General features: G+C 68.9%; 24 protein-coding genes and 1 pseudogene. 16 read left to right on the top strand and 9 right to left on the bottom strand.

Annotation, left to right across the window (positions count from 1 at the left end):
* Positions 1 to 184 precede the first annotated feature (184 nt).
* On the bottom strand, positions 185 to 1003 hold the full coding sequence (locus OIC96_RS33210) for a hypothetical protein (RefSeq protein ID WP_330304320.1): 819 nt from the start codon (positions 1001 to 1003) through the stop codon (positions 185 to 187).
* On the opposite strand from OIC96_RS33210, the gene OIC96_RS33205 reads away from it, so the two are divergent.
* Positions 981 to 1112 carry a hypothetical protein gene (locus OIC96_RS33205; RefSeq protein ID WP_330304321.1) on the top strand — a complete coding sequence of 44 codons (132 nt, stop codon included), beginning with the start codon at positions 981 to 983 and terminating at the stop codon, positions 1110 to 1112. The two genes, OIC96_RS33210 and OIC96_RS33205, sit on opposite strands and share 23 nt — an antisense overlap.
* 209 nt (positions 1113 to 1321) lie before the next feature.
* Complete coding sequence (locus OIC96_RS33200) at positions 1322 to 3856, top strand: M14 family zinc carboxypeptidase (protein ID WP_330310079.1); 2535 nt, start codon at positions 1322 to 1324, stop codon at positions 3854 to 3856.
* Between the two features lie 86 nt (positions 3857 to 3942).
* Here OIC96_RS33200 and OIC96_RS33195 read toward each other — a convergent pair whose 3' ends face one another.
* Positions 3943 to 4362: an organic hydroperoxide resistance protein gene (locus tag OIC96_RS33195; RefSeq protein WP_327428424.1), complete on the bottom strand. Its 420-nt coding sequence runs from the start codon at positions 4360 to 4362 to the stop codon at positions 3943 to 3945.
* Positions 4363 to 4523: 161 nt separating this feature from the next.
* Positions 4524 to 5546: an NADP-dependent oxidoreductase gene (locus tag OIC96_RS33190; RefSeq protein ID WP_330304322.1), complete on the bottom strand. Its 1023-nt coding sequence runs from the start codon at positions 5544 to 5546 to the stop codon at positions 4524 to 4526.
* 138 nt (positions 5547 to 5684) lie between these two features.
* Here OIC96_RS33190 and OIC96_RS33185 point away from each other — a divergent pair, with 138 nt between their 5' ends.
* Positions 5685 to 6134, top strand: coding sequence for a MarR family winged helix-turn-helix transcriptional regulator (locus OIC96_RS33185; RefSeq protein WP_330304323.1), 450 nt, complete (start codon positions 5685 to 5687; stop codon positions 6132 to 6134).
* Between the two features lie 10 nt (positions 6135 to 6144).
* On the opposite strand, the gene OIC96_RS33180 is transcribed toward OIC96_RS33185, so the two are convergent.
* Both OIC96_RS33180 and OIC96_RS33175 read right to left on the bottom strand, forming a co-directional pair.
* A complete protein-coding gene (locus OIC96_RS33180; protein ID WP_330304324.1) occupies positions 6145 to 6534 on the bottom strand; it encodes a lanthionine synthetase LanC family protein in 390 nt (129 codons plus the stop codon).
* A gap of 200 nt (positions 6535 to 6734) precedes the next feature.
* Positions 6735 to 7520, bottom strand: a complete 786-nt coding sequence (locus OIC96_RS33175; RefSeq protein ID WP_330304325.1) for an SCO2400 family protein — start codon at positions 7518 to 7520, stop codon at positions 6735 to 6737.
* A gap of 254 nt (positions 7521 to 7774) precedes the next feature.
* On the opposite strand from OIC96_RS33175, the gene OIC96_RS33170 reads away from it, so the two are divergent.
* From OIC96_RS33170 to OIC96_RS33135, 8 genes are all read left to right on the top strand, one after another.
* Entirely contained in the window at positions 7775 to 8932 is a 1158-nt protein-coding gene (locus tag OIC96_RS33170; RefSeq protein WP_330304326.1) for a mandelate racemase/muconate lactonizing enzyme family protein, read from the top strand.
* A complete protein-coding gene (locus OIC96_RS33165; protein WP_330304327.1) occupies positions 8929 to 9933 on the top strand; it encodes a zinc-dependent alcohol dehydrogenase in 1005 nt (334 codons plus the stop codon). The genes OIC96_RS33170 and OIC96_RS33165 overlap by 4 nt, the downstream gene beginning before the upstream one ends.
* Before the next feature lie 84 nt (positions 9934 to 10017).
* Positions 10018 to 11019, top strand: a complete 1002-nt coding sequence (locus tag OIC96_RS33160; protein ID WP_406478229.1) for a hypothetical protein — start codon at positions 10018 to 10020, stop codon at positions 11017 to 11019.
* A gap of 136 nt (positions 11020 to 11155) precedes the next feature.
* A complete protein-coding gene (gene chvE, locus OIC96_RS33155) occupies positions 11156 to 12274 on the top strand; it encodes a multiple monosaccharide ABC transporter substrate-binding protein (RefSeq protein WP_330310081.1) in 1119 nt (372 codons plus the stop codon).
* Positions 12275 to 12306: 32 nt separating this feature from the next.
* The gene (gene mmsA / locus OIC96_RS33150) at positions 12307 to 13857 is read left to right on the top strand and encodes a multiple monosaccharide ABC transporter ATP-binding protein (protein ID WP_330304328.1); all 1551 of its coding nucleotides are present in this window, start codon (positions 12307 to 12309) and stop codon (positions 13855 to 13857) included.
* A complete protein-coding gene (mmsB, locus tag OIC96_RS33145) occupies positions 13854 to 15098 on the top strand; it encodes a multiple monosaccharide ABC transporter permease (protein ID WP_330304329.1) in 1245 nt (414 codons plus the stop codon). The genes mmsA and mmsB overlap by 4 nt, the downstream gene beginning before the upstream one ends.
* Positions 15099 to 15155: 57 nt before the next feature.
* Entirely contained in the window at positions 15156 to 16304 is a 1149-nt protein-coding gene (locus OIC96_RS33140) for an aldose epimerase family protein (protein WP_330304330.1), read from the top strand.
* Positions 16305 to 16474: 170 nt separating this feature from the next.
* Entirely contained in the window at positions 16475 to 18172 is a 1698-nt protein-coding gene (locus OIC96_RS33135) for a pyridoxal phosphate-dependent aminotransferase (protein WP_330304331.1), read from the top strand.
* Positions 18173 to 18196: 24 nt separating this feature from the next.
* On the opposite strand, the gene OIC96_RS33130 is transcribed toward OIC96_RS33135, so the two are convergent.
* Positions 18197 to 19285: an arabinan endo-1,5-alpha-L-arabinosidase gene (locus OIC96_RS33130; protein WP_406501577.1), complete on the bottom strand. Its 1089-nt coding sequence runs from the start codon at positions 19283 to 19285 to the stop codon at positions 18197 to 18199.
* A gap of 208 nt (positions 19286 to 19493) precedes the next feature.
* Here OIC96_RS33130 and OIC96_RS33125 point away from each other — a divergent pair, with 208 nt between their 5' ends.
* Positions 19494 to 20759, top strand: coding sequence for an ABC transporter substrate-binding protein (locus tag OIC96_RS33125; RefSeq protein WP_330310083.1), 1266 nt, complete (start codon positions 19494 to 19496; stop codon positions 20757 to 20759).
* A 55-nt stretch (positions 20760 to 20814) separates the two neighbouring features.
* Here the strand turns inward: OIC96_RS33125 and OIC96_RS33120 are convergent, their stop codons facing one another.
* Both OIC96_RS33120 and OIC96_RS33115 read right to left on the bottom strand, forming a co-directional pair.
* Positions 20815 to 22173 carry a DUF3500 domain-containing protein gene (locus OIC96_RS33120; RefSeq protein ID WP_330304332.1) on the bottom strand — a complete coding sequence of 453 codons (1359 nt, stop codon included), beginning with the start codon at positions 22171 to 22173 and terminating at the stop codon, positions 20815 to 20817.
* 53 nt (positions 22174 to 22226) lie between these two features.
* Positions 22227 to 22688: pseudogene (locus OIC96_RS33115) on the bottom strand (ATP-binding protein); the annotation flags it as partial.
* A 129-nt stretch (positions 22689 to 22817) separates the two neighbouring features.
* Between OIC96_RS33115 and OIC96_RS33110 the strand changes: the two are divergent.
* The 4 genes from OIC96_RS33110 to OIC96_RS33095 all read left to right on the top strand — a co-directional run bounded on the left by OIC96_RS33110 (position 22818) and on the right by OIC96_RS33095 (position 25316).
* The gene (locus OIC96_RS33110; RefSeq protein WP_330310084.1) at positions 22818 to 23654 is read left to right on the top strand and encodes a helix-turn-helix domain-containing protein; all 837 of its coding nucleotides are present in this window, start codon (positions 22818 to 22820) and stop codon (positions 23652 to 23654) included.
* Positions 23651 to 23893, top strand: coding sequence for a DUF397 domain-containing protein (locus OIC96_RS33105; protein WP_330304333.1), 243 nt, complete (start codon positions 23651 to 23653; stop codon positions 23891 to 23893). Before OIC96_RS33110 ends, OIC96_RS33105 begins: the two co-directional genes overlap by 4 nt.
* 837 nt (positions 23894 to 24730) lie before the next feature.
* Positions 24731 to 24961, top strand: a complete 231-nt coding sequence (locus OIC96_RS33100; protein ID WP_330304334.1) for a hypothetical protein — start codon at positions 24731 to 24733, stop codon at positions 24959 to 24961.
* A gap of 4 nt (positions 24962 to 24965) precedes the next feature.
* Positions 24966 to 25316 (top strand): DUF1036 domain-containing protein, encoded by a 351-nt coding sequence (locus OIC96_RS33095; RefSeq protein WP_330304335.1) that lies wholly within the window; start codon positions 24966 to 24968, stop codon positions 25314 to 25316.
* A gap of 3 nt (positions 25317 to 25319) precedes the next feature.
* On the opposite strand, the gene OIC96_RS33090 is transcribed toward OIC96_RS33095, so the two are convergent.
* A complete protein-coding gene (locus OIC96_RS33090) occupies positions 25320 to 26120 on the bottom strand; it encodes a hypothetical protein (protein ID WP_330304336.1) in 801 nt (266 codons plus the stop codon).
* Between the last annotated feature and the right edge of the window lie 76 nt (positions 26121 to 26196).

Below are 26196 nucleotides of genomic sequence, written 5' to 3'. Positions count from 1 at the left end.
GGGCTCCGCCCCAGACCCCGTGGTTGTGTTTTGGCTGCGGGTGGGTGGGGGCTGGTCGCGCAGTTCCCCGCGCCCCTAACGGCTCGGGGCTGCGCCCCATCGCCCCCGGCCCGCCCCGGGTGCTGTTGTCTTTTAGGGGCGCGGGGAACGGCACAATCTTTTAAGCGGGGGTCTGGGGGCGCAGCTACACCGGGGTCACCGCCACCACCACGCCCCGCTCAGCCGCAGGCGACACCGCCGCCGAGACACGCACCGCCGCGGCGCGGGCCACCCGACCCGCCCGGTACGCCGCGGCCAGCATCAGGGGCTGGAGCTGTTCGAGGGTGGAGACGAGGAGCTCCTCACCGGTGATCAGGAGGGGCCGGGCCGTCTTGATGGCGGTGGCCGCGGCTTCCGTGAGGTCGGCGAGGGGAGGGAGGCCCGCGCGGATGACACCGGCACCGGCGGCGGACGCGCGCTCCGCCAGGGCCACCTGGAGCGGGAGAAGCGGCGCCAGGGCCGACGTCAGCGCGTCGGCGATGCGGCGGAGTTCAGGTGACGAGTCGCGCAGGACGTCCGCCGCGGCCCGTACCACCGGGGTCAGCGCGAGGAGCGTCCCCGCCACGACCCCCGCCGCCGCGGGCAACAGCGGCGACGACGCCTCCACCAGCTCCCCCAACGCGTCGGCCGCCTCCTCCACCGCGGGCGCCACCGCGTCGAGGATCGGCAGCAGACTGTCCCCCATCGCGGCGAGCAAGGCCTGGGCCGGTTCGCTCACGGGGTGCACCGCGAGCGGCGCCCCGCTGGTGCCCAGCCGGGTGAGCGTGTCGACGATCCGGTAGAAGGCTTCCTGCGCCTGCGGCGACGCGCTCGCCTCGGCCAGCTCGGCCGTCGTCTCGCGCAGGACCCGCAGCGCCTCCGCCCCGGAGCCGTCCCGGGGATCGAACGTGTTGATGGCGATTCTGGTGATGTTCCCCGCCGTGTCGAGGAGTTGGCCGGTGATGTCGGTCGTGCTGCGCGCCATCCGCACCACGTCCTCCCTGCTCGGGAGCGACGGAATCGGGGACATGGGCCGGGCCCTCCTCGCCACGCCGGGTCTCGCCCTCAGCATGCCCGCTCCCGGCCCCACCTGATGCGCCATCCGGGGCATCCATGACAACAGCCGTGACGGGAACGCCCTCTTGTTGCGGAAGAGTCGAGCAGGTACACCTCGCCGTACCGATCTCAGGAAACTCTCAGGACCACCGACCCCAGGGAATTCCCTCAGGAGGTACGACGCGTGCGCTTACCAAAGCCTCTCCCGTCTCTCTCACCTCTCCGGCCTCTCCGGCCTCTCCGGCCTCTGACGAGACCCGTCCTGGTCGCCGCCGTCCTCGCGGCCACCACCGGCTCGCTCCTGCTCACCCCCAACAGCGCCACCGCCGACCGCAAGCCGCCCGTCCGTGAGGGCTCCGCCCCGGCGGACAGTGCCGCCAGGGCCCCGGCGAGCGCGGCCCGGAACGCCCTCGCCGCTCCCGTCACCGATCTCTCCGCCGGCACCGGCGGCTACCCCCGCGAACAGGTCCTCGCCCCGGACCCGGAGAACCCCGCCGACAAGTCCATCAAGCTCGGCCTCACCCCGTATTACGCCATCGCCCCCAAGCTGAACGAACTGCAGGGCCTCGGCGACCGTGTGAGCGTCGAGGTCGCGGGCCGCTCGGCCGGCGGGCACCGGCTCTTCCTCGTCACCGTCACCGCCCCGGAGACCGCCCTTCAGACCCGCGCCCAGGAGCGTATGCGCGAGCTCATCGAGAACGCGCCCCAGGCGGCGGCCAAGGACACGGCGATCAAGGCCTCGTACAAGACACCCGTCTTCTTCAACAACAACATCCACGGCAACGAGTGGGAGGGCACGGACGCCGCCCTCAAGCTGATCCGGCAGCTCGCGACCGCGCACGACGCGAAGACCACCGACCTCCTCGCCCACAACCGGCTCTACTTCAACATCACCGCGAACCCTGACGGCCGTATCGCCGGCACCCGCACCAACGCCAACGGCTTCGATCTGAACCGCGACTTCATCACCGCCTCGCAGCCCGAGGTGCGCGCGATGCGGCAGATCGCGATCGACAAGCAGCCGGCCGTCATGCTCGATCTGCACGGCTATGTCAACGGCACCCTCATCGAGCCGACGACCCCGCCGCACGGCGAGAACTACGAGTACGACCTCTTCCTCAAGAACACCTACGCCAACGCCCTCGGCATGGAGGCCGCCGTCAACGGCCTCGGCTACACGCCCGCGAAGGACGGTGTCGAGCCCGTCCAGATCCCGTTCCGCGACCAGCAGGAGGGCTGGGACGACTGGCCGCCGATCTTCACGCCCCAGTACGCGGCGTTCCACGGCACGGTCGCCGCGCACACCGTCGAGATCCCGATGACGGTGAACAACTCGGCGTACGACACGCTGCCGGTGGCGGAGCTGCGGCGCCGCTCGGCCATCAACGTCGACGTCGCGGGCGCCGCCATGCGCGCGACCCTCGACTTCGCCCAGTCCCACCGGACTTCGCTCATCGCCGACCAGATCGAGGTCTTCCGGCGCGGTGCGACGGGCGCCGCCCAGGTGCCGGTCTCCGCCGAGACGGTCCCCGGCGTCCCGGGCATCGGCCCCGAGGACGTCTACACGACCGACTTCCCGCGCGCGTATGTGATTCCGGCGGGTGCCGCACAGCGCTCGGCGACCGCCGCCGGCCGGCTCGTGGACCATCTCCTCGCCAATGACGTACGCGTCACCAGGGCGCCCCGCGACTTCCGGCTCGCGGGACGGTCGTACGCGAAGGGCTCCTACGTCGTCGATCTGCGTCAGCCCAAACGCGGGCTGGCCAATGTCATGTTGGCGGACGGGCGGGACATCAGCGGCAAGGTGTCGACGATGTACGACATCTCGGGCTGGAGTCTGGGGCGCCTGTGGGGCGCGACGGTCGAGCGGGTGGAGAGCGGGAGTCTTTCCGCCGCTTCGCTGCGCGCGGTCGACGCCGCCGCCCACGTCGGATACGTCGCCCCGCGCGGCGACCTCCGCCTCCGGCTCGACACTCCGCAGGAGATCGCGGCCCTCAACTCCCTTCTTAAGCAAGGAGTTGCCGCACTCCAGGACAGCGACGGCAGCGCTCTCGTGCCGTCCTCGGCCCGTGCGAAGGCGGTCGCGCTCGCCCGTGCGTACGACGTCGCCTTCGACGCGACGAAGGCCTCGACGAAGGCCTCGCAGGGGACCGCCCTGCATCGCGTGCGCGTCGCCGCCGCCGTCACCGCCGGTGAGCTCTTCGCCCTGCGCGAGATGAACTTCGACGTGGTTCCGGTGTCGACGGCGATCCTCGACGCGGGCTTCGACTGGTCCACGGTGGATGTGCTGTTCGTGTCGTCGGGGCTGGACCACTCGGCCCTCACCCCGGCCGCGCGGACGGCCCTCGACGCCTTCCTGGCAACCCACGGCCTGGTCGGGCGAGGGGCCACGGGCGCCGCGCTCAACGCCGCCGCCGGACTGCTCGCGGTGAAGCCGGTGGAGGGCAACGGGGACGCCAACGGCGTGGTGCGGGTGGTGAATTCGGGGACCGTCACCACCGGCGCCCCGGACCACAGCTTCGTGTACGCGCCGCTCTGGTTCACCGATCTCGGCCCCGGGGTCCGCGTCGAGCAGTCGTACGCGACCGGAAATCCGCTCGTCTCCGGGCACTGGCGGCCGCTGGACGACGGCACGGGAGGCCCCACGGCGGCTGCCGGTCAGGCGGCGGTCGTCAGCGGCCCGCACGCGGTGCTGTTCGGCACGGAACCGCTCTTCCGTGACCATCCGAAGGGGGAGTTCCCGCAGGTGGGGAGGGCCTTGCTGACGGTGTCCCGATCCTGAGCAAGGCTCCGTAGGCGGGACTCCGTACGACGGAGGCCGCACCCCACGTCCTAGGGTGCGGCCTCTGCCGTATGCAACGAATGCGGTCAGGCAAGCGTCACGGTGATGTTGCCGCGGGTCGCCTTCGAGTACGGGCACACCTGGTGGGCCTTCTCGACGAGCGCGCGGGCGGTGGCGGCGTCGACGTTCGGGATGTCGGCGGTGATCTCGACGATGATCCCGAACCCGTCGTCGTTCTTGCCTATGCCGACCTTCGCGGTGACGGTCGAACCGGAGATGTCGGCGTTCTCCTGGCGGGCCACGACGCCGAGGGCACCCTGGAAGCAGGCGCTGTACCCGGCGGCGAACAGCTGCTCCGGGTTGGTTCCGGCGCCGCTGCCGCCCATCTCCTTGGGCGGGTTGACGACGACGTCGAGCTTGCCGTCGTCGGTGGCGACCCGGCCGTCGCGACCGTTCTCGGCGGTGGCGACGGCGGTGTACAGGACGTCGGTCTGCTGGATGGACATACGGTGCGTTCCTCCTTGGTCCGCCGCGACTCGCGCCCACGATCGCGACGACTTTGGAAAGAAGTTACCGCATGTCGGAAGTCCAGCGACAGGCCCCGCCCGGAGATGGCCTGGAGATCACCCGGGGTGCACTCGGAGATCGCCCGGAAATCGTCGGGGGCTCAGAGCTTGACGATCATCTTTCCGATGTTGTCGCCGCGCAGGACGCCGAAGAACGCCTCCAGGTTGTTCTCGATGCCCTCGACGACCGTCTCGCGGTACTTGAGTTCGCCGGAGCGGACCCAGGGGCCGACCTCCTGGACGAACTGCTGCTGCAGGTCGTAGTGGTCGCTGACGAGGAAGCCCTCGATGCGGCCGCGGGTCGCGATCAGGCGCGCGAGGTTCTTCGGGCCGGGGACGGGCTCGGTGCTGTTGTAGACGGAGATCATGCCGCAGATGGCGATGCGGCCGTCCCGGTTGAGCTGGCCGATGGCGGCCTCCAGGTGGTCACCGCCGACGTTGTCGAAGTAGACGTCGACACCGTCCGGGGCGGCCTCGCGCAGCTGCTCGCTCACCGGGCCGCTCTTGTAGTTGAAGGCGGCGTCGAAGCCGTACTCCTCGACGAGCAGCTTGACCTTCTCGTCGGAGCCCGCCGAGCCGATGACGCGCGAGGCGCCCTTGAGCTTGGCGATCTGACCGACCTGGCTGCCCACGGCACCGGCGGCACCGGAGACGAAGACGGAGTCGCCCTCCTTGAAGGAGGCGGTGCGCAGGAGCCCGGCGTAGGCGGTGAGACCGGTCATGCCGAGGACACCGAGGTACGTCGACAGCGGCGCGGCCTCCGGGTCCACCTTGACGGCCTGCTTGGCGTCCACGACGGCGTACTCGCGCCAGCCGAAGAAGTGCAGGACGTGGTCGCCGGCCTCGATGCCCTCGGCGTTCGAGGCGATGACCTCGCCGACCGCGCCGCCCTGCATGACCTTGTCGAGCTCGAAGGGCGCGACGTACGACTTGGCGGCGCTCATGCGGCCGCGCATGTACGGGTCGACGGACACGTACTTGTTCCGTACGAGCACCTCACCCTCGCCCGGCTGCCGGACCTCGGCCTCGACCAGGGCGAAGTCCTCCGCCTTGGGCCAGCCGACCGGGCGGCTGACGATGTGCCATTCGCGGCTGACGGCGGGGAGCTGGGGGGTCTCGCTCATGAGGGTGCGCCTTTCCTGCGTGCGTGCACGCTGCGTGCGTAGTACGGCTCTAATGCTTCGGCCCTAATACTTCAGTACCTGAAACAACCATGCGCCTGAATATTTCATGATGTCAAGTAACGCGGTACGCTGGAGTCCATGGCCACGCAAAAGACACCCCGAATCGACCCTCTGACCCTGGAGGTCGTCGAACTGATCGGCACGGTCGTGGCCCGCTACCACGAGGAGTACGAGGACGCCGCCGCCGAGCACGCGCTGACCGGTGCGCAGGCGCGGCTGCTGAGCCTGCTGTCGCTGGAGCCGCTGCCCATGCGGCGGCTCGCGCAGCAGCTGAAGTGCGAGCCGTCGAACGTCACCGGGATCGTGGACCGGCTGGAGGCCCGGGGCCTGGTGGAGCGCCGCCCCGACCCGGCCGACCGCCGCGTGAAGCTGGCCGCCGCGACCCCCGAGGGCCGGACGGTGGCCCGGGGGCTGCGCGACTCCCTGAACTTCGCCCGGGAGCCGCTCGCGGGCCTGTCGGAGGAGGAACGGCTCGTACTGCGGGATCTGCTGCGGCGGATGCTGGGGGCGGACGTGCCCGCCGGCTGAGCCGGGGGCTCTACCGCACCAAAGGGGTGGCGGGCGGATGGTCCGGCCACGTGAACGCGTACGCCGGATCCTCTCCCCTGCTCACCCGGACGAAGCGGAGCAGCTCGCGCGCGATGCCCGCGTTGCCCATCGCCCAGCCGGTGAGGGGTTCGAGCGTGCTCGGGTTGGCCCGGTGCTCGAGTTCGGGCCGGTCCTGCGGGTCGGAGTGCGGGACCAGGAAGCCCTCGCGACCGGCTTCGTCGCGGGCCACCACGTCCGCCGCGCCGGCCCGCGCCAGTTCGACCAGGTCCGCGCGGCCGGTCGCCCGGCCGACGGCGGCCAGGGCGTGGACGATGCCCAGGGTGCCGTGGGCGATGTGGTGGAGCCTCGGTTCCCTTCCGTTGCGTATTTCCCAGTGCACACCGGCGCGGGTCTCTTCGGCCGTGCGCAGGTAAGGGGTCGCCGCGAGGAGGGCCAGTTCGGTGTCGCCGGCGGCCAGCGCACCGAGGGCGAACTGTCACGGCGCCAAGGCTGGCATGCGACACCGCCGGCCCGCGACGGTCTCGGGGTCTACGGTGCGGGCCCGTGCGCAGCAGCAAATCGGGCGTTGCCCGCGAGGGGCTACGTGCACCACCACAGGAACCGGTTGCACGTCTCCGACGGCGAGGGATCCGGGGTCGGGGCCGAGGTGGTCGGAGACGTGGTGGCGGGTGCCGAGGTCTCGGGGGCCGAGGTCGACGCGGGGGCCGAGGTGGAGGTGCCCGGGGCCGTGCCCGCGGTGGACGACTGCTCGTCCTTGGTCTTCTTGTCGTCCTTCGCCGAGGCGGACGCGGACGGGGACCCGGAGTCGGACGCCGACGCGGAGGCCTCGGGCGATTCGCCGGCCGAGCTGCCGTCGGAGCCCGCCGTGTCGCTGAGCGGCTGCGCCGTCTCGCCCTTGTCCGAGGACGTCGAACCGTCGGCCGACTTGGCGCCGGCCTCCGCGGCCGGCGTCGGGAGCAGCCCGGGTCCATCGATGCCGAGCTCGGCGAGGCTCAGTCCGCCCGCCGCCAGAACGAAGCCCGCGACGATGAGCAGTGTCCGGCGCCGTCGGCGGCGGTGTGCCGCGGCCTTGCGGTCGCGTCGGCTCGCGCCACCCGGAGCGTCCGGGCCGTCCGGGCCGGCCAGGTCCTCGGGGCCCCTTCCGCGGCTCCGGCCCCGGCCCTGGCTCCGCCGCCGGGCGGCCCGCCCGGGACGGTCCTCCCCGTCGTCGTCCTCGTCGTACAAGGCGTCGGCGTCGGCCGCGTCCGTTTCGGAGCGCCCGTCGGTCTCCTCCGCATGCGTGCGGAGCTCTTCGGCTGGTGCGCCGCACCCCGGGCAGGCAAGGGCGCCATTGAGGTGCCGTCGGCACGGGTCGCAGTAGTCCATGACGCGGGAAGACTAAGTTCCTCACAGGTAACGTTCATAGGCGCAGCTGTGAATGTTGTGTAGTGAACTGGCTGTTCCGGCGTGCCGAGTTGAGACACCCCCGAACATTCCCCGCCATCCTGCGCCCATCGCGTCGAAACCGTTATGTGTTCGACCCATTGACACTCCAGGGGCCACGTCCTTACTGTCACGCCAGCATTTCGAACGTGTGACGAAATTTCGAACAGAGCCGAAGAGCACAGGGGGCAACTGCCGTGCGCATCACGGGAATCAGCACGCACGTGGTCGGGACGCCTTGGCGGAACCTGACGTACGTCCAGGTGCACACCGACGAGGGCATCACCGGAGTCGGCGAGACCCGCATGCTGGGCCACACCGACGCACTGATCGGCTATCTGCGGGAGGCGGAGGCCAATCACATTCTCGGCTCCGACCCATTCGCTGTCGAGGACCTCTTCCGACGGATGAAGTACGGCGACTACGGGCGCGCCGGTGAGATCGTGATGTCCGGCATCGCGGTCATCGAGATGGCCTGCTGGGACATCAAGGGCAAGGCCCTCGGAGTGCCGGTGTGGCAGCTGCTGGGCGGCAAGGTCACCGACAAGGTCAAGGCCTACGCCAACGGCTGGTACACCACCGAGCGGACCCCGGAGGCCTATCACAAGGCCGCGCAGGAGGTCGTCGCCCGGGGCTACAAGGCCCTCAAGATCGACCCCTTCGGGACCGGGCACTTCGAGCTCGACCACGAGGCCACCCTCTACTCCGTCTCGCTCATCGAGGCCGTGCGCGACGCGATCGGTCCCGAGGCCGAGCTGATGCTGGAGATGCACGGCCGCTTCTCCCCCTCCACCGCCGTCCGGCTCGCCCGCGAGCTGGCGCCCTTCAAGCCCGCCTGGCTGGAGGAGCCGGTGCCGCCGGAGAACCTGAAGGCGCTGGAGAAGGTGGCCGCCAAGGTCGACATCCCGGTCGCCACCGGTGAGCGCATCCACGACCGCGTCGAGTTCCGCGAGCTCTTCGAGAGCCAGGCGGTCGACATCATCCAGCCCGACGTCGGTCACATCGGCGGCATCTGGGAGACCAGGAAGCTGGCCGCGACCGCCGAGGCGCACTACGTGCTCGTCGCCCCGCACAACGTGGGCGGGCCCGTCCTCACCGCGGCCTCCCTCCAGGTCGGCTTCAGCTCGCCGAACTTCAAGATCCTGGAGCACTTCAACGACTTCGCGGACGCGGACATCAAGAAGGTCGTGAAGGGCGCGCCGCAGGTCGTCGACGGCTACTTCCAGCTGTCCCACGAGCCCGGGCTCGGCGTGGAGCTGGACGTCGACGCGGCGGCCGAGTTCCCGCAGCAGCAGGCCCGCTTCGACCTGTGGGCGGACGGCTGGGAGCAGCGCAAGCCGAAGGGGTCGGAGTGAGCACCGCGGTCGTCATCGAGGCGCCGGGCGAGCACCGGCTGATCCCGCACGAGCCCCGGCGGCCGGAAGCGGGCGAGGCGCTCGTCCGCGTCCACGCCGTCGGCATCTGCGGCAGCGACCGCGAGGTGTACCAGGGCAACCGGCCCGACGGGTACGTCCGTTACCCGCTCACCCCCGGGCACGAGTGGTCCGGGACGGTCGAGGAGGTGGGCACCGGGGTCCCGTCGACCCTGGTCGGCCGCAAGGTCGTCGGCGAGGGCTTCCGCAACTGCCAGGTCTGCGACCGCTGCCACGCGGGCGAGACAACGTTGTGCACGGCGGGGTACGAGGAGACCGGCTTCACCCAGCCGGGCGCGATGGCGACCACGCTGACGCTGCCGGCCCGGCTGCTCCATGTCCTGCCGGACGACGCCGATCTGACGGCCGCCGCCCTGCTGGAGCCGGCCGCCTGCATCGCGGCCGCCGCCCTCAAGGCGAACGCCCGGCCCGGCGAGCGGGTGGCGGTGGTCGGTACCGGCACGCTCGGGATGTTCGCCGTGCAGTTCCTGAAGGCGGGCTCCCCGGCCGAGCTGCTCGTGGTGGGCACCCGGCCGGACCGCGAGAAGCTCTCCAGGGACTTCGGCGCCACCGACTTCCGTACCCGCGACCAAGAACTCCCCGACGACTTCGACGTCGTCATCGAGACCGCCGGGTCCGCGTCCGCCGCGCGCACCTCCGCCTCCCTGCTCCGGCGCGGCGGACGTCTCGTCCTGACGGGGATCCCGGCGGCGGGTGCCGAGGGGCTCGACCCCACCGATCTCGTCGTACGGCAGCTGGAGGTGCACACCGTGTTCGGGGCGCCGCCGGAGGCCTGGGCGCACGCGGTGCGGGTGTTCGGCGCGGGGCTGCTGAACCCGTCGCCGCTGGTCACGCACGAGCTGCCGCTCGCCGAGTTCCCCGAGGCCATCGAGCTGGTGGGGTCCGGCGATCCCAAGGTCGGAAAGGTCCTTCTGCGTCCATGAGCCGGGTACGTCCGCGCCCCTGAGCCGTACGCCGGTACGGACGTCCTGACACTCCGTACCGGCGTACACCCACCGATACGAACCATGTCCGAAATATCGAACGCGAAGGACCAGCTAGTGACCGACGCCTCCCCTACGGCAGCCCGTCGACCCGGTGAGCAGGCGCTCGCCGCGCTCGGCCTGGGCGCGCCCGACCTCTCCCCCGCCGACGCCTCGCCGCACACCTTCCCGGGAGGCGGCCGCTGGCGCATCGAGGTTCCCTCCGTCGAGGGGCCCGAGGCGCTGGGCGTGGTCCTCAAGGAGTCCTCGCGGCTCGATGTGCCGATCCACCGGATAAGCCAGGGCAGCGGCGTCTGGATGCTGACCGACGCCGAGATCACCGAGATGGTCGAGGCCACCGGTGAACGCGACATCGAACTCTGCCTGTTCACCGGGCCGCGCGGCACCTGGGACATCGGCGCCTCCGTGCGCACCGACTCGCGTGGCGCCGGACTGCGCGCCCGGGGTCACGACGCGGTCGCCGGGTGCGTCGAAGACGCCGTCCGCGCGACGGAGCTGGGCGTCAAGTGCCTCCTCGTCGCCGACGAGGGCGTGCTGTGGACGCTGCACCGGGCCCGTGTCGCCGGGATCATCCCGGCCGACACGACCCTCAAGGTCTCGGCGCTGATCGGCCCGGTCAACCCGGCCGCCTACGCCGTGTACGAGAACCTCGGCGCCGACTCGGTCAACGTACCGAGTGATCTGACGCTCGATCACCTCACCGAGATCCGGCGGGTTTCCGCCGCCCCCATGGACATGTACATCGAGGCCCCCGACGACCTCGGCGGGTACGTGCGGATGTACGAGGTCGCCGAGCTGATCCGGCGCGGCGCACCGCTGTATCTGAAGTTCGGCCTGTCCAAGGCCCCCGGGATCTACCCGTACGGCCACCACATGCGGGACCTGACCCTGAACACGGCCCGGGAGAGGGTGCGGCGCGGCCGGCTCGCCCTGGACCTGCTGGCGCGGCACGGAGCGGACGGCGACATGGCGCCGCTCGGCACCCGGCTGCCCGGCGATCTCAAGCGATTCGACACTGCCTCATAACGTTCGAACAAACCCCCTTCACACAAGACCACACAGCCGCGCAGAATCCCACATACCTCTTCTCGGTCTCTCCCTCGTACGGCTCCCGGAGCACGCCAGTATCGCGAGACCGAACCGGTCCAAGACATCAAGGATGATGATCATGCGTAACCGCAGAGCCGCCATCGCCGCCATAGCCGGTGCAGCCTCCCTCGCCCTCACCCTGTCCGCCTGCGGTCAGAGCAGCGACGGCGGCAGCAAGGACACCTCCAGCGACACCAAGGGCGCCACGATCGGCATCTCGATGCCGACCAAGTCCTCCGAGCGCTGGATCGGCGACGGAAACAACGTGGTCAAGAACCTTGAGGCGAAGGGCTACAAGACCAAGTTGGCCTTCGGCGAGGACGACCCGGACCAGCAGGTCTCGCAGATCGAGAACATGATCACCCAGGGCGTGAAGGCCCTGATCATCGCGGCCATCGACAACAAGTCGATGAACAACGTGCTCCAGCAGGCCGCCGACGCCCACATCCCGGTGATCTCCTACGACCGCCTGATCCTCGGCAGCAAGAACGTCGACTACTACGCGTCGTTCGACAACTCGAAGGTCGGCGAGCTCCAGGGCAACTACATCCTGCAGAAGCTCGGTCTCGCGGACGGCTCCAAGAAGGGCCCGTTCAACATCGAGCTCTTCGCCGGCTCGAACGACGACAACAACACGAAGTACTTCTTCGGCGGCGCGATGAAGGTCCTCCAGCCGTACATCGACAAGAAGCAGCTCGTCGTCAAGTCCGGCCAGACCGCGCTGAACCAGGTCACCACCCTGCGCTGGGACGGCGGCACCGCCCAGAAGCGCATGGACGACATCCTGACCTCGGCGTACAAGAGCGCCCGGGTCGACGCGGTGCTCTCGCCCTACGACGGCATCTCCATCGGCATCCTCTCCTCGCTGAAGTCGGACGACTACGGCTCCTCCAGCAAGCCGCTGCCCGTCGTCACCGGTCAGGACGCCGAACTCGCCTCGGTGAAGTCGATCATCGCGGGCGAGCAGACGCAGACCGTCTACAAGGACACCCGCCAGCTGGCGAAGGTGGCCTCGAACATGGTCGACGCGGCCCTCAAGGGCAAGAAGCCCGAGATCAACGACGACAAGACGTACGACAACGGCACCAAGGTCGTCCCCGCCTACCTGCTGCAGCCGGTGAGCGTCGACAAGACGAACTACGAGAAGGAGCTCGTCGCCACGGGCTACTACAAGGACAGCGACCTCAAGTAACCGCCGCCCCCTACTGATTGGAAGGCACGACCATGGCGGGACCCGTCCTGGAAATGCGCTCGATCGTCAAGACCTTTCCCGGCGTCAAGGCGCTGTCGGACGTCACACTGACCGTCCAACAGGGCGAGGTCCACGCCATCTGCGGTGAGAACGGCGCCGGCAAGTCGACCCTGATGAAGGTCCTCTCCGGCGTCCACCCGCACGGGAGTTACGAAGGAGACATCCTCTTCGAGTCGGAGGTCTGCTCGTTCAAGGACATCAGGGCCAGTGAGCACCGCGGCATCGTGATCATCCACCAGGAGCTGGCCCTGGTGCCGTACCTCTCCATCGCGGAAAACATCTTCCTCGGCAACGAGCACGCCACGCGCGGGCTCATCAGCTGGACCGACACGCTGCGGCACGCCTCCGAGCTGCTGCGGCGGGTCGGGCTCGACGAGAACCCGAACACCCGGGTCGCCGACATCGGCGTGGGCAAGCAGCAGCTCGTCGAGATCGCCAAGGCGCTGTCGAAGAAGGTGAAGCTGCTCATCCTGGATGAGCCGACGGCCGCCCTGAACGACGAGGACAGCGGCAAACTCCTCGATCTCATCCTGGAGTTGAAGACCCAGGGCATCACCTCGATCATCATCTCCCACAAGCTGAACGAGATCGAGCGGGTCGCGGACTCGGTGACCATCCTGCGCGACGGGCGGACCATCGAGACGCTCGACGTGAAGGCCCCGGAGACCACCGAGGACCGGATCATCAGCGGAATGGTCGGCCGCGACCTGGAACACCGCTTCCCGGACCGGACACCGCACGAGCCGGAGGCGGGCTCCGCGCCCGCCCTGGAGATCCGCGACTGGACCGTGTTCCACCCGATCGACCAGCAGCGCAAGGTCGTTGACGATGTGTCGATTTCCGTGCGGCGCGGGGAGATCGTCGGGATCGCCGGGCTCATGGGCGCCGGCCGCACCGAACTGGCGATGAGCGTCTTCGGGCGCACCTACGGCCGGTACGCGGGCGGCACGGTGCTCAGGGACGGCAAGGAGATCCGTACCAAGACCGTGCCCGAGGCGGTCGGACACGGGATCGCGTACGTCACCGAGGACCGCAAGCACTACGGCCTCAACCTCATCGACACCATCAACCGCAACATCTCGCTCAGTGCCCTGGGCAAGGTCGCCAGGCGCGGGGTCGTCGACGAGCACGAGGAGCGGAAGGTCTCCGAGGGCTTCCGCAAGTCCATGAACATCAAGGCGCCGACCGTCTTCGAGCCGGTGGGCAAGCTGTCGGGCGGCAACCAGCAGAAGGTCGTCCTCAGCAAGTGGATCTTCGCGGGCCCCGAGGTGCTGATCCTCGACGAGCCGACCCGCGGAATCGACGTGGGCGCCAAGTTCGAGATCTACACGGTCATCGACAAGCTGGCGGCCGAGGGCAAGGCGGTCGTCTTCATCTCCTCCGAGCTGCCGGAGCTGCTCGGTATGTGCGACCGCATCTACACGATGGCCGCGGGACGGCTGACGGGTGAGTTCTCGCGGGCGGAGGCCTCGCAGGAAACGCTGATGCGTCAGATGACGAAGGACAAAGAGGTAACGCGATGAGCACGGATGTGACCGCCAAGACGCCGGCCCCGGCGCCGCCCGGCAAGAGCGGATCGGCCTCGGGCGAGGGCCTGCTTCAGCTGATGCTGGACGGCATGCGCCGCAACATGCGGCAGTACGGCATGCTGTTCGCCCTCGGCCTGATCGTGGTGCTGTTCGCCGTGTGGACCAACGGCGACCTGCTGCTGCCGCGCAACGTCTCCAACCTGGTGCTGCAGAACAGCTACATCCTGATCCTCGCGATCGGCATGATGCTCGTCATCATCGCGGGCCACATCGACCTGTCGGTCGGCTCGCTGACGGCGTTCGTGGGCGCGATGGGCGCCGTACTGATGGTCAACCACGACATCTCCTGGCCGATCGCGCTGGTGATGTGTCTGGCCATCGGCGGGGCCGCGGGCGCCGCGCAGGGCTTCCTCATCGCGTATCTCGGCATACCGTCGTTCATCGTGACCCTGGCGGGCATGCTGACCTTCCGCGGTCTGACCGAGATCTTCCTCAAGGGCCAGACGATCGGCCCGTTCCCGGACGGTCTGCAGAAGGTCGCCAACGGCTTCCTGCCCGAGGTCGGCCCGAACACGAACTACCACAACCTCACACTGCTGCTCGGCATCGGTCTGATCGCGTTCGTGGTGTTCCAGGAGGTCCGCGACCGCAAGCGGCAGCAGGAGTTCTCGCTCGACATCCTGCCCAGGAACCTCTTCCTCCTGAAGCTCGTCGCGCTGATCGCCGCCGTGCTCACCGTCACCATGCTGCTCGCCAGCTACAAGGGTGCTCCGGTGGTCCTGCTGATCCTCGGCGTCCTGGTCGCCGGCTTCGGCTACCTGATGCGCAACGCGGTCATCGGCCGGCACATCTACGCGATCGGCGGCAACCTCCCGGCGGCCAAGCTGTCGGGTGTGAAGGACAAGAAGGTCACCTTCCTGGTCTTCCTGAACATGGGCATGCTCGCGGCCCTGGCGGGTCTGGTCTTCGCCGCCCGCTTCAACGCGGCCTCGCCCAAGGCCGGTCTGAACTTCGAACTGGAAGCGATCGCGGCCTCGTTCATCGGCGGCGCGTCGATGAGCGGCGGCGTGGGCACGGTCCTCGGCGCGATCATCGGTGGTCTCGTCCTGGGCGTGCTGAACAACGGTATGAACCTCGTCGGCATCGGCACCGACTGGCAGCAGGTCATCAAGGGCCTGGTGCTCCTGGCGGCGGTCGGCTTCGACGTGTGGAACAAGCGCAAGGTCGGTTCGTAAGTCAGCTCGGGCCCCGCCGGCAAGCCGGCGGGGCCCATCCTTTATGGGAGCCGCTAGATGGAACTGAACAGACGCACGGTCATCGCAGGCGCCGCGGCGGCAGGGATAGCCGCCACCACGCTCGGCGGTACGGCACACGCCTCGGGAGGCAGGAAGCCGGTGAAGGAGCTCTTCGGGAAGCTCGCGGACGGCACGAAGATCTACCGCTGGTCGCTGGAGAACGGCGGCACCAAGCTCAAGGTCCTGTCCTACGGCGGCATCGTCCAGTCCCTGGAGATCCCCGACCGGCACGGCAAGTACAAGAACGTCTCCCTGGGCTTCGACAACATCGAGGACTACGTCGCCAAGACCCCGTACTTCGGCGCGCTGATCGGCCGTTACGGAAACCGCATCGGCAAGGGCCAGTTCACCCTCGACGGCACGAGCTACCAGCTCTCCGTCAACGACGGTGTGAACAGCCTGCACGGCGGGGTCAAGGGCTTCGACAAGCACGTGTGGGACGTCGAGGGCTTCACCAAGGGCTCCGACGTGGGCCTGCACCTGTACTACACGAGCATCGACGGCGAGATGGGCTACCCCGGAACGCTCAAGGTGAAGGTCACCTACACCCTCACCAAGCACGGCGACTGGCGCCTCGACTACGAGGCCACCACCGACAAGGCCACCGTCGTCAACCTCACCAGCCACGTCTACTGGAACCTGGCGGGCGAGGGCAGCGGCTCGATCTACGACCACGAGCTGAAGATCGCCGCGGCCCGCTACACCCCCGTCGACTCCGGCCTGATCCCCACCGGTGAGCTGGCCAAGGTCGCGGGCACCCCCTTCGACTTCCGCCACGCCAAGACGGTCGGTGAGGACATCCGGATCGCCAACCAGCAGCTGCTGTACGGCAAGGGCATCGACCACAACTGGGTCCTCGACAAGGGCATCACGGGCAAGCCCGAGCATGTCGCGACGCTGCGCGACCCGTCCTCCGGCCGCACCCTGAAGATCGCGACGACCGAACCGGGCCTGCAGTTCTACTCGGGCAACTTCCTCGACGGCACGCTCGTCGGAACCGGCGGCCACATCTACCGCCAGGGCGACGCGCTGTGCCTGGAGACCCAGCACTTCCCGGACTCGCCGAACGAGCCGTCGTTCCCGTCGACCGTGCTCCGGCCGGGGCAGACGTACCGGACGACGACGGTGCACTCGTTCGGCGCGTGACGCTCTGAAGTAGCCCTTCACAGCCAGTTCACAATTTCCGCACGAATTCACAGCCGTTGAACAGCGCCACCTCCGTATCCGTATAGAAGGGCGGCCCGTGCTCCCCCGCACGGGCCACCCAAAGCGGAGGGCCCGTCCTCCCCAGCGGGCCCGCCCTATACGGAGGTTCCATGGCCGGCAATGTCACCTCGCTCTTTCGCGGCACTGCGGCGCACAGCCCCTCGATGGCCGCACTGACGCGGGAGGGTGACGGGGCCGGTCCCGTGGACTTCTGCATCCCCTGCAATCCGTACTTCCCCACGCCCGCGATGTTCGACGAACTGGCGGGCCGGCTGCGCGAGATCATCACGTACTACCCGAGCAGCGCCGACACCATCACGGCCGAGCTGTGCTCGCTGCTCCAACTCCCGCCGCAGTGCGTCGCGATGGGCAACGGTTCGACCGAACTCATCACCTGGATCGACCACTTGCTGGTCCGGGAGTCCCTCGCGATACCCGTCCCCACGTTCGGCCGCTGGACCGACCAGCCGATGGAGACCGGCAAGCGGGTCGACATGTTCCCGCTCCAGGAGTCCACCGGCTTCGCCCTCGACCTCGCCCAGTACGCCGACTTCATCCGCGCCCGTGGCACCCGTGTCGCCGTCATCTGCAACCCGAACAACCCCGACGGCGGCTTCATCCCGCGCCAGTCGCTCATCCAGTTCATGGACGCGATGGCCGACCTGGACCTGATCGTCATCGACGAGTCGTTCCTGGAGTTCGCCGACGCGGAGCACGAGCCGAGCGTCGTCGAGGACGCCGTGATGCGGCCCAACGTCATCGTGCTGCGCAGCCTCGGCAAGAACTTCGGACTGCACGGCATCCGCTTCGGCTATCTCGTCGCCAACCCGGCCCTGGCGGGCAAGGTCCGCGCCATGCTGCCCAAGTGGAACCTCAACTCCTTCGCGGAGTATGTGGTGTTCATGCTCAAGGAACACGGCCAGGAGTACATGCAGAGCCTGCACATGGTCCGCCGCGACCGGCTCGACATGGCCCAACAGCTCTCCACGCTGCCCGGCCTCACGGTCTACCCGTCGCAGGGCAACTTCCTCTTCGTGCGCCTCCCCGTGGGCGCCGAAGGCACCGTGGTCCGGGACCGACTGCTCACCGAGCACCGGATCCTGGTCCGCGAGTGCGGCAACAAGATCGGTTCGTCCAGCCGCTTCCTGAGACTCGTGGTGCGCCCCCAGGTGGATGTGCGACGCCTGGTGTCCGGCCTGGAACAGGTGCTCTACGGGACCAGGAGGGGAGCCGCCGTACCCGAGCTGGGCACAGGGACCAGCTACAGCTCGGGTACGGCGGCGGTGGACCGCCTGGTCAGTGCCACGAACGGAGCGGGCATGCAGGGGCTCGCCGCGCAGGCGGCCGCGTGGCCGGGCCCTGCCGCGGTACAGCCCGCGCAGATGCCCGCACAGATGCCGTCGCAGATGCCCTCACAGATGCCGAGCCTGCCGGCCCCGCAGCCGGCGGCGGCGGTGTCGAACTTCCCCACCCCCCAGCCCGCGGCGATGTCCAGCTTCCCGCCCGCGCAGCCCGCGGGGGTGTCGAACTTCCCCACCCCGCAGCCCACCGCCTGGCCTGCCGCGGCACAGGCACCCGGAGCCATGCCCACACCGGCCCCGGCACCGACACAGGCACGGCCGCCGGCACCGGCACCGCCCGGGGCCATGCCCGGTATGGCGCAGGCGCCCGCCGCCGGGCTGGGCGCCGCCGGAGGCCTGACGGCGGCCCAGGTCCGAGGCCGTACCCAGCCGGAACCGCAACCGCAGCCCCAGCAGCCGACCGGCTGGCCGGCCGTGGGAGCCCTGCTGTACGGCCAGGCGGGCTGAGCAGGCCCGGCAGGCTCGGCCATCTCAATAGGCGACGGGCCACCCACTGCTCCAGTTCAGCAGGTTGATCCCGAGCTTGGGTGTCCCGCTGTCGTTGCCGTCGTAGTAGTGATAGACGATCAGGTCCCCGTCCGAGTCCGAGTCCGCCATGATGGACTGCCCGCCGGGCCCGATGACGCTGCCGTGCGACTCCAGCACAGCCGTGCCGCCATTGCTCATCATGGCGACGCCGTTCTGGTCGTAGTACGGCCCGGTGACACTCGTGGCCCGCCCCACCTTGACCTTGTACGTCGAACTGGTCCCCTGACAGCAGACGTCGTACGAGGCGAACAGGTAGTAGTAGCCGTTCCGTTTGACGATGTACGGCGCCTCGACCGCCTTGGTCCCGGTGGGCCGCGAGGCGAGGGAGTACCGCGTCGTGTTGGTGGAGAGCTGCTTCCCGGTCGACGGGTCGATCTGGATCATCTTGATGCCGGTCCACCAACTGCCGAAGGACAGCCACCACTTGCCGTCGTCGTCCACGAAGAGGTTCGGGTCGATGGCGTTGTAGTCGCTGGAGCTGGTGGACGTGTAGACGATCCCGTAGTCGCTCCAGGAGCCCGGCAGCCCGGTCGTCGAACCGGCCAGGCCGATGGCCGACGTGTTCGACCCGAAGGTCGAAACGGCGTAGTACATCAGGTACTTGCCGCCGTGGTACGAGATGTCGGGCGCCCAGGCCTCGGTCGCATACGTCGACCACCAGCTCGGCTTGGTGGTGAACGCGTCGCTGCCCGCGGTGAACGCGGTCCGGTCCGTGGAGGTCTTGTAGCTCAGGCCGCCACCGGTGGCGTACAGCAGATACCGCCCGGACGAGGTGCGGATCATCGTCGGGTCGTGCACGACGACGGACCCGGTGACGGTGCCGGGGTTGGGGTAGGCGCTCGCGGTGCCCGGGATCAGGGCGAGCAGGATCGCCGCGGGGACGGCGAGGAGTGCGGTTCTGCGGGAGGTGCGGCTCACGCGGACTTCCTCCTGTTCGAGGTTCTGACTGTTCGGGATCTGGCCGTTCGGGATCTGGCCGTTCGGGATCTGGCCGTTCGGGTCCGATTGTTCGAGATTCTGAACGCTGGTCATGACTTCGAACGGGACCGTAGAATCGAAGCGCTTCCGCGTCAACGCTTCTGACACACCCGACTCCCGTCACGCGCCCGCAATTTCGGGCCAATCGCGTCACATCACCGGAACCAAAACGCAACCGCCACGGCCCTGTGCGCCGTCTCCCGCCCGGCCTACGATCGACGCGCATCGTCTACGCGCGTCATGGGTGGCTGAAACAGAGGTGATGGCCGTGCCCCGCAGAGCCCGGATCATGGTGACGATGGCGGCCGTGCTGGGCCTCACGGTGGGCGTGAGCGGCTGCGGCGCGGACACGACGGCGGACGCGGAGAGCATCACGCTGACCGTCGTCGCGACGAACTACGGCGATAGCGTCCACAAGAACTCGCTGGGCTACTGGGACCGGGTCGCACTCGCCTTCCAGTCCTCCCACCCGGGCATTCGCGTGGTGGCGAAGGTCTACCCCGCCGACACCGTCGACGCGAAGGTCGCCGAGCTGGTGAAGCGGGGCAAGGCGCCCGACATCGTGCAGACCGGCAGCTACGCCGAGTACGCGTCCAAGGGCCTGCTCTACTCGGCGGACGAACTGCTCTCCATCCCCGTCCAGGCCGGTTTCGTGCCGAGCCTCGCCCAGGCCGGGGAAGCACAGAACGCCCAGTACGGGCTGCCGTTCACCGCGAGCACCCGGCTGCTCTACTACAACAAGGACCTGTTCCAGCAGGCGGGCCTCAAGCCGCCCACCACCTGGCAGGAACTCCTCGTCGCCGCAAGGGTGTTGAAGGCGCAGGGCGTGAAGTACCCGATCGCCGTACCGCTCGGGCCCGAGGAGGCGGAGGCCGAGACACTGATGTGGCTGCTGGCCGGGGAGGGCGGATACACCGACGACGCCGGCAGCTACGACTTCACCGCCGACGCCAATGTGTCGACACTGAACTGGCTGAAGTCGAACCTCGTCGCGGAAGGGCTCACGGGCCCGGTCGCACCGGGCAAGCTGAACGGCAGCCGGGCGCTGAAGGCCTTCGTCGACGGCGACGCGGCGATGGTGAACGCCCCGCTCTCCCTGATGCGGCAGATCGAGGACTCGACGCTGAACGTGCCCTACGGCACCGTCCCGCTGCCGAGCCGCACCGGCAAGACCGTACCGACCATGGGCACCGCCGACTGGACGATCGCCTTCAAACAGCGCGGGCACCGCGAACAGGTCGGCCAGTTCCTCGACTTCCTGTACGGCGACAAGTACGTCACCGAACAGGCCGCCGAGTACCAGCTGCTGCCCGTCACCGTGACGGCCAGCAACGCCATGCGCGCCGACAAGCGCTACCGCAGCCTCTGGAACGGCCTGGACACACTGACGAACATGGACCTCTACCCGCTCTCCGACACCAACTGGGCGCGGGTGGCGACGGCGATCAGATCGAAGATCGGCGCGTCCGTGAAACCGGGCGGCGACCCCGAGGCCGTACTGGCGTCGATCGCGAAGACGGCGCGCTGAGCGACGTCAGCGGTCGTGGTCCGTGCTCGTGTCACTGCTCGGGCCAGTGCTCGGGTCAGTGGTCGTTCTCCAGGTGCAGCTTGAGGAGATCGATGCCGTAGTCACCGCCGTTGGGCGTGCGGATGATGGTGTGGATGTGCTCCTGGGACGGCGTTCCGCCACCCATGCCCATGCCGCCGCCCGGACCTCCGGCGTTGGAGCTCGCGCTCGCGCTGGCGCTCGGGCTCGCGGAGGAGTCACCCTTGTAGAAGAGCGGGGCCTGCGCGTCGTACTCGATGAGCACGACCGGACTGTGGATCCGGTAGTAGAAGGCGGAGTCGTCCTCCGTCTCGCCCATCCAGAAGAAGTACGTGTCGTCGAGGTGCTTCTCCACCTCGGTCATCTTGACATCGGCGTGGCCCTCGTTCATGTAGCCGATGTACACCCGGGCCAGGTCGAGCAGCTTCTCCTGCTGCGCGGAGGTGAGTTCGGAGCCCTTCAGACCCTCGTAGGCGAGCTTGAGGTTGTCCTGGCCGGCACCGGCCTTCATGTCCTCGTTGCCGTTCGACTGCGAGGAGACCGCCTTCTTGAGCTGCGCCGCGGTGAGGGAGCGGATCATGGTTAGACCGACCGTGGTCTCCGGCTTGAAGAGGGTGATCTTCTCGCCTTTGTACGTGCCCGTCGTGGGCTCCGAGCCCATGAAGGTCGGCGTCATCACGACCTGGTCGCCCAGGACGAAGTAGTTGATGGCGACGTGGTGACCCTCGTACTGGAAGCCCCACGGCTTCGTGGTCGACGGGGTGCCCATGAAGGTGAAGAAGTAGTGGCCCTCGGTCAGGGTCTTCTGGTTGCCGCCGTTGGAGTCGCCCAGGAACGCGTTGAGCTTCATGATGCCGCGGGTCTGGGTGAGACCGTCGGCGGACAGGGCCTCGCCGAGCAGCGCGTAGCCGAGGTTGCGCTTCTTCTCCGTCAGGTCGCCCATGCGGACGCCCTTGCGGTCGTAGCCGTCGACGTTGCTCCACGCCGTCCACTCGTCGGCGTCGATGTCGAAGGTGCAGGACTTGCGCTCCTTCGTGGAGAGCCCGTCCAGGAACTTCTGCGCCGCCTTGACCAGCGCGTCCGTGGAGACGTCCGTGGAGTGGATCGTGTACAGGTCGTCGACGACGGTGCCGTCGGCGGTGACGCCCTTGACGTCCGCGTACTTGATCTGCGAGGCCCCGGGGCCCATGCCGCCCCCTCCACCGCCGCCGGGTCCGCCGGAGGGCATGCCGCTGGGGGCGCCGGAGGACGAGGCGGAACTCGCCGTGTCGGAGGAGTCCGAGGAGCAGCCGGTCATGGTCGCCACGGCGGCCACACCACCGGCGAGCAGCGCCTTGTTCATGAACCAGCGGCGGCTGCGCTCGGCTTCGGGGGTTCGGGGTCGGTGTCCGTGCATACCTGCCAACGTCCCGCACCAACCTGAAGCGAACCTGAAGCGATCCCCGGCCGCCTGACCAGGGACAGCCACCCCGGCAGATCGATCTCGGCCCGCACGGTCTTGCCGGGCGGCTCCCGGTCCAGCACCTCCCACCGATCGGCGAGCGCCTCGACGAGAACGAGCCCGCGCCCGGCCTCGGCGAGAGCTTCCGGCTGCCGTACGTCACCGGGCCCCGGCGGCCGGCACCCAGTGCGCGTGTCCGTGACCTCGACACGGAGACTGCCGGTGACCAGGGAGAGCCGTAACTCGAAATCCCGGCCAGGCACGCGCCCATGCGTCACCGCGTTGGCGGCCAGCTCGGCGACGATCATGGCGGCGGTGTCGGAGGCGTCGGAGCCGTGCGGGATGCCCCAGACGTGCAGCTGGTTCAGGGCGAGGTGCCGGGCGAGACGGGCGCCGCGTGGGGTGGCACTGAGACGCTGACTGAACATACGTACGGTAACCGGGTGTTGGGGGGTGGGCGGTGCGGTCATGCCCCCAATCTGGCGGTGAGCACGGGCACTTCACCAGGTCGGCGCCGCGTACGCTGCGGCAGCGTACGCGGTCACGGGCTGGACAGTACTCGTCACTAGCCGTAACCATGTGCGCGGGAGGTGACCGCCGTGGTCGATGGCTTGGTGGGGACGGGTGGGGAGCCAGAGTCGTCCGACAGCTTGCGGACGTTCGGCGCGGTGGTCCAGGCGCTGCGGGAGCACGCGGGGCTGAGCCGGGAGGAGTTCGGGGCGCTGGTCCGGTTCTCGAAGCACACGGTGGCTTCTGTCGAGCAGGGGCGGAGGATGCCGGATCCGGAGTTTGTGGAGCGGGCGGAGGCGGTGCTGGGGAACACGGGGGCCTTACGGAAGGCTGCGCGGCATCTGGGGCGGCAGCCGGGGTTGGCGGCGTGGTTCAGGCGGTGGGCCGCGATGGAGGCGCTGGCGATCACGCTGTACACGTATGAGTGCCGGTTGATTCCGGGGTTGTTGCAGACGGAGGCGTATGCGCGGACGTTGTTCACGAACCAGCTGCCTCCGCTGAACGACGAGCAGATCGAGGCACAGTGGGTAGCGCGCGCGGAGCGGCAACGGCTGCTGCGGGAGCGGCCGAACACGGCGTTCGGCTTCATCCTGGAGGAGGGGCTGTTCCTGCGGCGCACGGGCGGGGTGGACGTCACGCGGGAGCTCATCGACCACATCTTGGCAATCGCCGAGCTGCGAAACGTAGAGATCCAGGTCATGCCGCAGGTACGGGAGACGCATGCGGGGCTCGACGGTCCCATGCAGCTGCTGGAGACCCCGGAAAACAACTGGTTCGCCTACTGCGAGGGACAGCGAGGCGGCCTGCTCATCTCCGATTCGAAGGAGGTCAGCGTCCTCCAGAGGCGGTATGCCAGGATGCGCTCACAGGCTCTCACTCTCGAAGACTCCGTGAGCCTGTTGCAGCGGATGCGAGGAGCGTTATGAGCACCAGCGACCTGGCCTGGTTCAAATCGAGCTACAGCAGCGGCGGTTCTGGGGACTGCGTCGAAGTCGCCCTCGCCTGGCGCAAGTCGAGCTACAGCAGCGGCGGCGACGGCGACTGCGTCGAAGTAGCAGCGACCCCCTCCACCATCCACATCCGCGACTCCAAGAACACCCAGGGCCCCCAGCTCGCCCTCTCCCCCACCGCCTGGGGCGACTTCCTCACGTACGCCACCAAGTGACCGTAGGGGCCACTCGCTTCTTTGGCAGTGTCGTGCTTCCACGGCCCGCATCAAGGGCGCTTCGCGTCGCCTTCGGCGATGGCCCTCCGGGCCACCCTTGACCCGGGCCGCTCCAGCACGGGTTAGAAGCGAGCGAGCGGCCCGAAAAAGCGGGGGTCCCGCGGGGTTTGCGATCGGGTCGGCTACGTCCTCGACCGGGGTTGGCGGGCGCGGCCGCGCCTCGGGGGCACGCCGAGTCGGCTCAGCGGCTGACCGCAGCAGGCGCGATTGGCAGATCTGTTCCACTGCCAGGCATGACAGGTCAAGGCAGGGAAGGGGTGATGGCTGCACGGACTGGCACTGATCGGCCAATCACTGCCCGAGCCGCCCGAATCGCCCGAGCTGACCGAGCTGCCTGACATACCGTCCCCGCCTGCCCACGGTTGCCGAACCCACCCACTCGCTCAGCCACACACCCACCCACTCACCGCAAGCCGCTGAGCCGACCCGGCGTGCCCCCGAGGCGCGGTGGCGCCCGCAGCCCCCGGTCGAGGACGTAGCCGACCCGATCGCAAACGTGCCCTGGCCACCCGCTTTTCCGGGCCGCTCGCTCGCTTCTAACCCGTGCTGGAGCGGGCCGAGTCAAGGGTGGCCCGGAGGGTCATCGCCGAAGGCGACGCGTAGCGCAGCGGAGCGCCCTTTACTCGGCTCGCGGAAGCACGACACTGCCGAAGAAGCGAGTGGCCCAACGGTTCCCCGAGGCTCGGGCGATTTCGACCAAACACCTCGAGCTATATGGGGATTTGGGCCATGCTCAGGTGAGGTCTGCATCAGGGACTGCCGGCAGAGGGGGGCTCGATGGCGGCGAATGAGGAAGAGGAAGCGGAAGCGGGCGAGGGACGGGACGTTCTCGAACCGCAGGACGCGCTGGAGACCGGTGTTGATCCACGCGGGGCGGTGGGGGACGAACCTGTCACCTACCGGGCCTCCGTTGCCGGTTTCCCGGCCCGGGGTGACGGGCGCAGGCATGGAGAGTCCAGCCACTCGTCGGGCGTCGTCGACGGCCCGCAGCAGTCACCGGAGGGGTGAGGGCGTGGGCCTGACCATCAGCAACCGGTACTCGGCGCGCGTCTATGTCGCGATCGGGTTCTCGGACGACTCCTGCCCGAACAACACGGGGCCGCACATCATGGGTTGGTGGGGCATAGACCCGGGCGGCTCCGCACTCGTCTACGCCAATGACGTGAACGAATACAGCCCGATGTGGTTGTACGTGGCCGAGGCGGTGGACGGAGTGGTCTGGGCCGGTCAGCATGCCGCCCAGGTACCGAATGAGGCGTTCAACCGGTGCTGGAGCCCAGGAATATCGGGCGGCTATGCACGAGGCTTCCGCGAACTCTACGTAGGCGACAACGAGGACTACACCCTCACCCTCACGCGATGAGGCTCAGGGGGCCCAGGGCAGTCGTACGGCCTCGATCTCGGTGTCGTTCAGGAGGGCTTCGACGAGGGGTGCGGGGCCGGCCACCTTGGTGGCCCACAGGTCGTAGTCGGTGCAGGTGACCCAGGAGTGGTCCTCGGCCCAGAGATTGGACGGGCTGAAGTCCGCCTCGGGGTTGTCGTACAGAGCCCTGGCGTCGCCGAGGCGGCCTGCCCGCACGTGCGGGTTGTCGAAGTCGGCGTCCTGGAGCATCAGCGGGCTGTAGTAGGCCAGGCAACGGGTGTCCGGGCCTGCCGTGCTGTACTCGGTGAGGATCTCGATCAGCCGGTTCCAGGTCTCTCGGTCCAGACTGCCCTCGGTGGGCGGGATCATGCCGAGCGGCCAGCTGCCCTCCTTGTGGGCCGAGGGAAAGCAGCGGTGGGAGGGCAACAGGCCGTCGGGCACCAGGGGATCCCCGGTCCGCCGGGCGAGCTCCGCCCAGCGCAGGCGCCGCCAGCCGGGTCCGGGGTGCTCGGCGCGGCCGAGATCGCCTCCGGTGACCGTCCCCACCCCGTTGAGGTCGATGCCCCCGACGATGAGGGGCTCGGCGCTTCCGTCCGCCAGCTGGGCCCGGTGGTACTCGTCGTAGGACACGTCGGCCGGGCCCTGCTCGTGCTCGTACATGGCGTTGAGCACCCAGGCCGCGTCGGGCAGCGGCGGAGGCATGAACCCGGTGAGGCCGTCACCGGCCAGTGCCGGCAGCCAGTCGGTCTCGCTGGAGGGGGCGAGCGGCCATTGGGCGGCCACCAGAGCGGACGGCTCGGACATGACCCCATGATCCCAGCCGGCGACCTGGACCGGGCCGGGCAGGGCCGGGGGACCATCGATCGGCACCCGAACAGGG

The sequence above is a fragment of the Streptomyces sp. NBC_00775 genome, from assembly GCF_036347135.1.
In the GTDB taxonomy this organism is placed as follows: domain Bacteria; phylum Actinomycetota; class Actinomycetes; order Streptomycetales; family Streptomycetaceae; genus Streptomyces; species Streptomyces lutosisoli.
The sequence above is the reverse complement of the archived record's forward strand: the minus strand, read 5'-3'. Positions and strand labels throughout refer to the sequence as shown.

Coding starts and splice junctions, on each gene's coding strand:
- OIC96_RS33175 (WP_330304325.1), bottom strand. CDS start 7,520: ATGGACTACTGCGACCCGTGCCGACGGCACCTCAATGGCGCCCTTGCC.
- OIC96_RS33205 (WP_330304321.1), top strand. CDS start 981: ATGTCGGTCGTGCTGCGCGCCATCCGCACCACGTCCTCCCTGCTCGGG.
- OIC96_RS33210 (WP_330304320.1), bottom strand. CDS start 1,003: ATGGCGCGCAGCACGACCGACATCACCGGCCAACTCCTCGACACGGCG.
- OIC96_RS33185 (WP_330304323.1), top strand. CDS start 5,685: ATGGCCACGCAAAAGACACCCCGAATCGACCCTCTGACCCTGGAGGTC.
- OIC96_RS33120 (WP_330304332.1), bottom strand. CDS start 22,173: ATGCACGGACACCGACCCCGAACCCCCGAAGCCGAGCGCAGCCGCCGC.
- OIC96_RS33105 (WP_330304333.1), top strand. CDS start 23,651: ATGAGCACCAGCGACCTGGCCTGGTTCAAATCGAGCTACAGCAGCGGC.
- chvE (WP_330310081.1), top strand. CDS start 11,156: ATGATCATGCGTAACCGCAGAGCCGCCATCGCCGCCATAGCCGGTGCA.
- OIC96_RS33135 (WP_330304331.1), top strand. CDS start 16,475: ATGGCCGGCAATGTCACCTCGCTCTTTCGCGGCACTGCGGCGCACAGC.
- OIC96_RS33190 (WP_330304322.1), bottom strand. CDS start 5,546: ATGAGCGAGACCCCCCAGCTCCCCGCCGTCAGCCGCGAATGGCACATC.
- OIC96_RS33090 (WP_330304336.1), bottom strand. CDS start 26,120: ATGTCCGAGCCGTCCGCTCTGGTGGCCGCCCAATGGCCGCTCGCCCCC.
- mmsA (WP_330304328.1), top strand. CDS start 12,307: ATGGCGGGACCCGTCCTGGAAATGCGCTCGATCGTCAAGACCTTTCCC.
- OIC96_RS33195 (WP_327428424.1), bottom strand. CDS start 4,362: ATGTCCATCCAGCAGACCGACGTCCTGTACACCGCCGTCGCCACCGCC.
- OIC96_RS33125 (WP_330310083.1), top strand. CDS start 19,494: ATGGCCGTGCCCCGCAGAGCCCGGATCATGGTGACGATGGCGGCCGTG.
- OIC96_RS33160 (WP_406478229.1), top strand. CDS start 10,018: ATGTCCGAAATATCGAACGCGAAGGACCAGCTAGTGACCGACGCCTCC.
- OIC96_RS33130 (WP_406501577.1), bottom strand. CDS start 19,285: ATGACCAGCGTTCAGAATCTCGAACAATCGGACCCGAACGGCCAGATC.
- OIC96_RS33100 (WP_330304334.1), top strand. CDS start 24,731: ATGGCGGCGAATGAGGAAGAGGAAGCGGAAGCGGGCGAGGGACGGGAC.
- mmsB (WP_330304329.1), top strand. CDS start 13,854: ATGAGCACGGATGTGACCGCCAAGACGCCGGCCCCGGCGCCGCCCGGC.
- OIC96_RS33140 (WP_330304330.1), top strand. CDS start 15,156: ATGGAACTGAACAGACGCACGGTCATCGCAGGCGCCGCGGCGGCAGGG.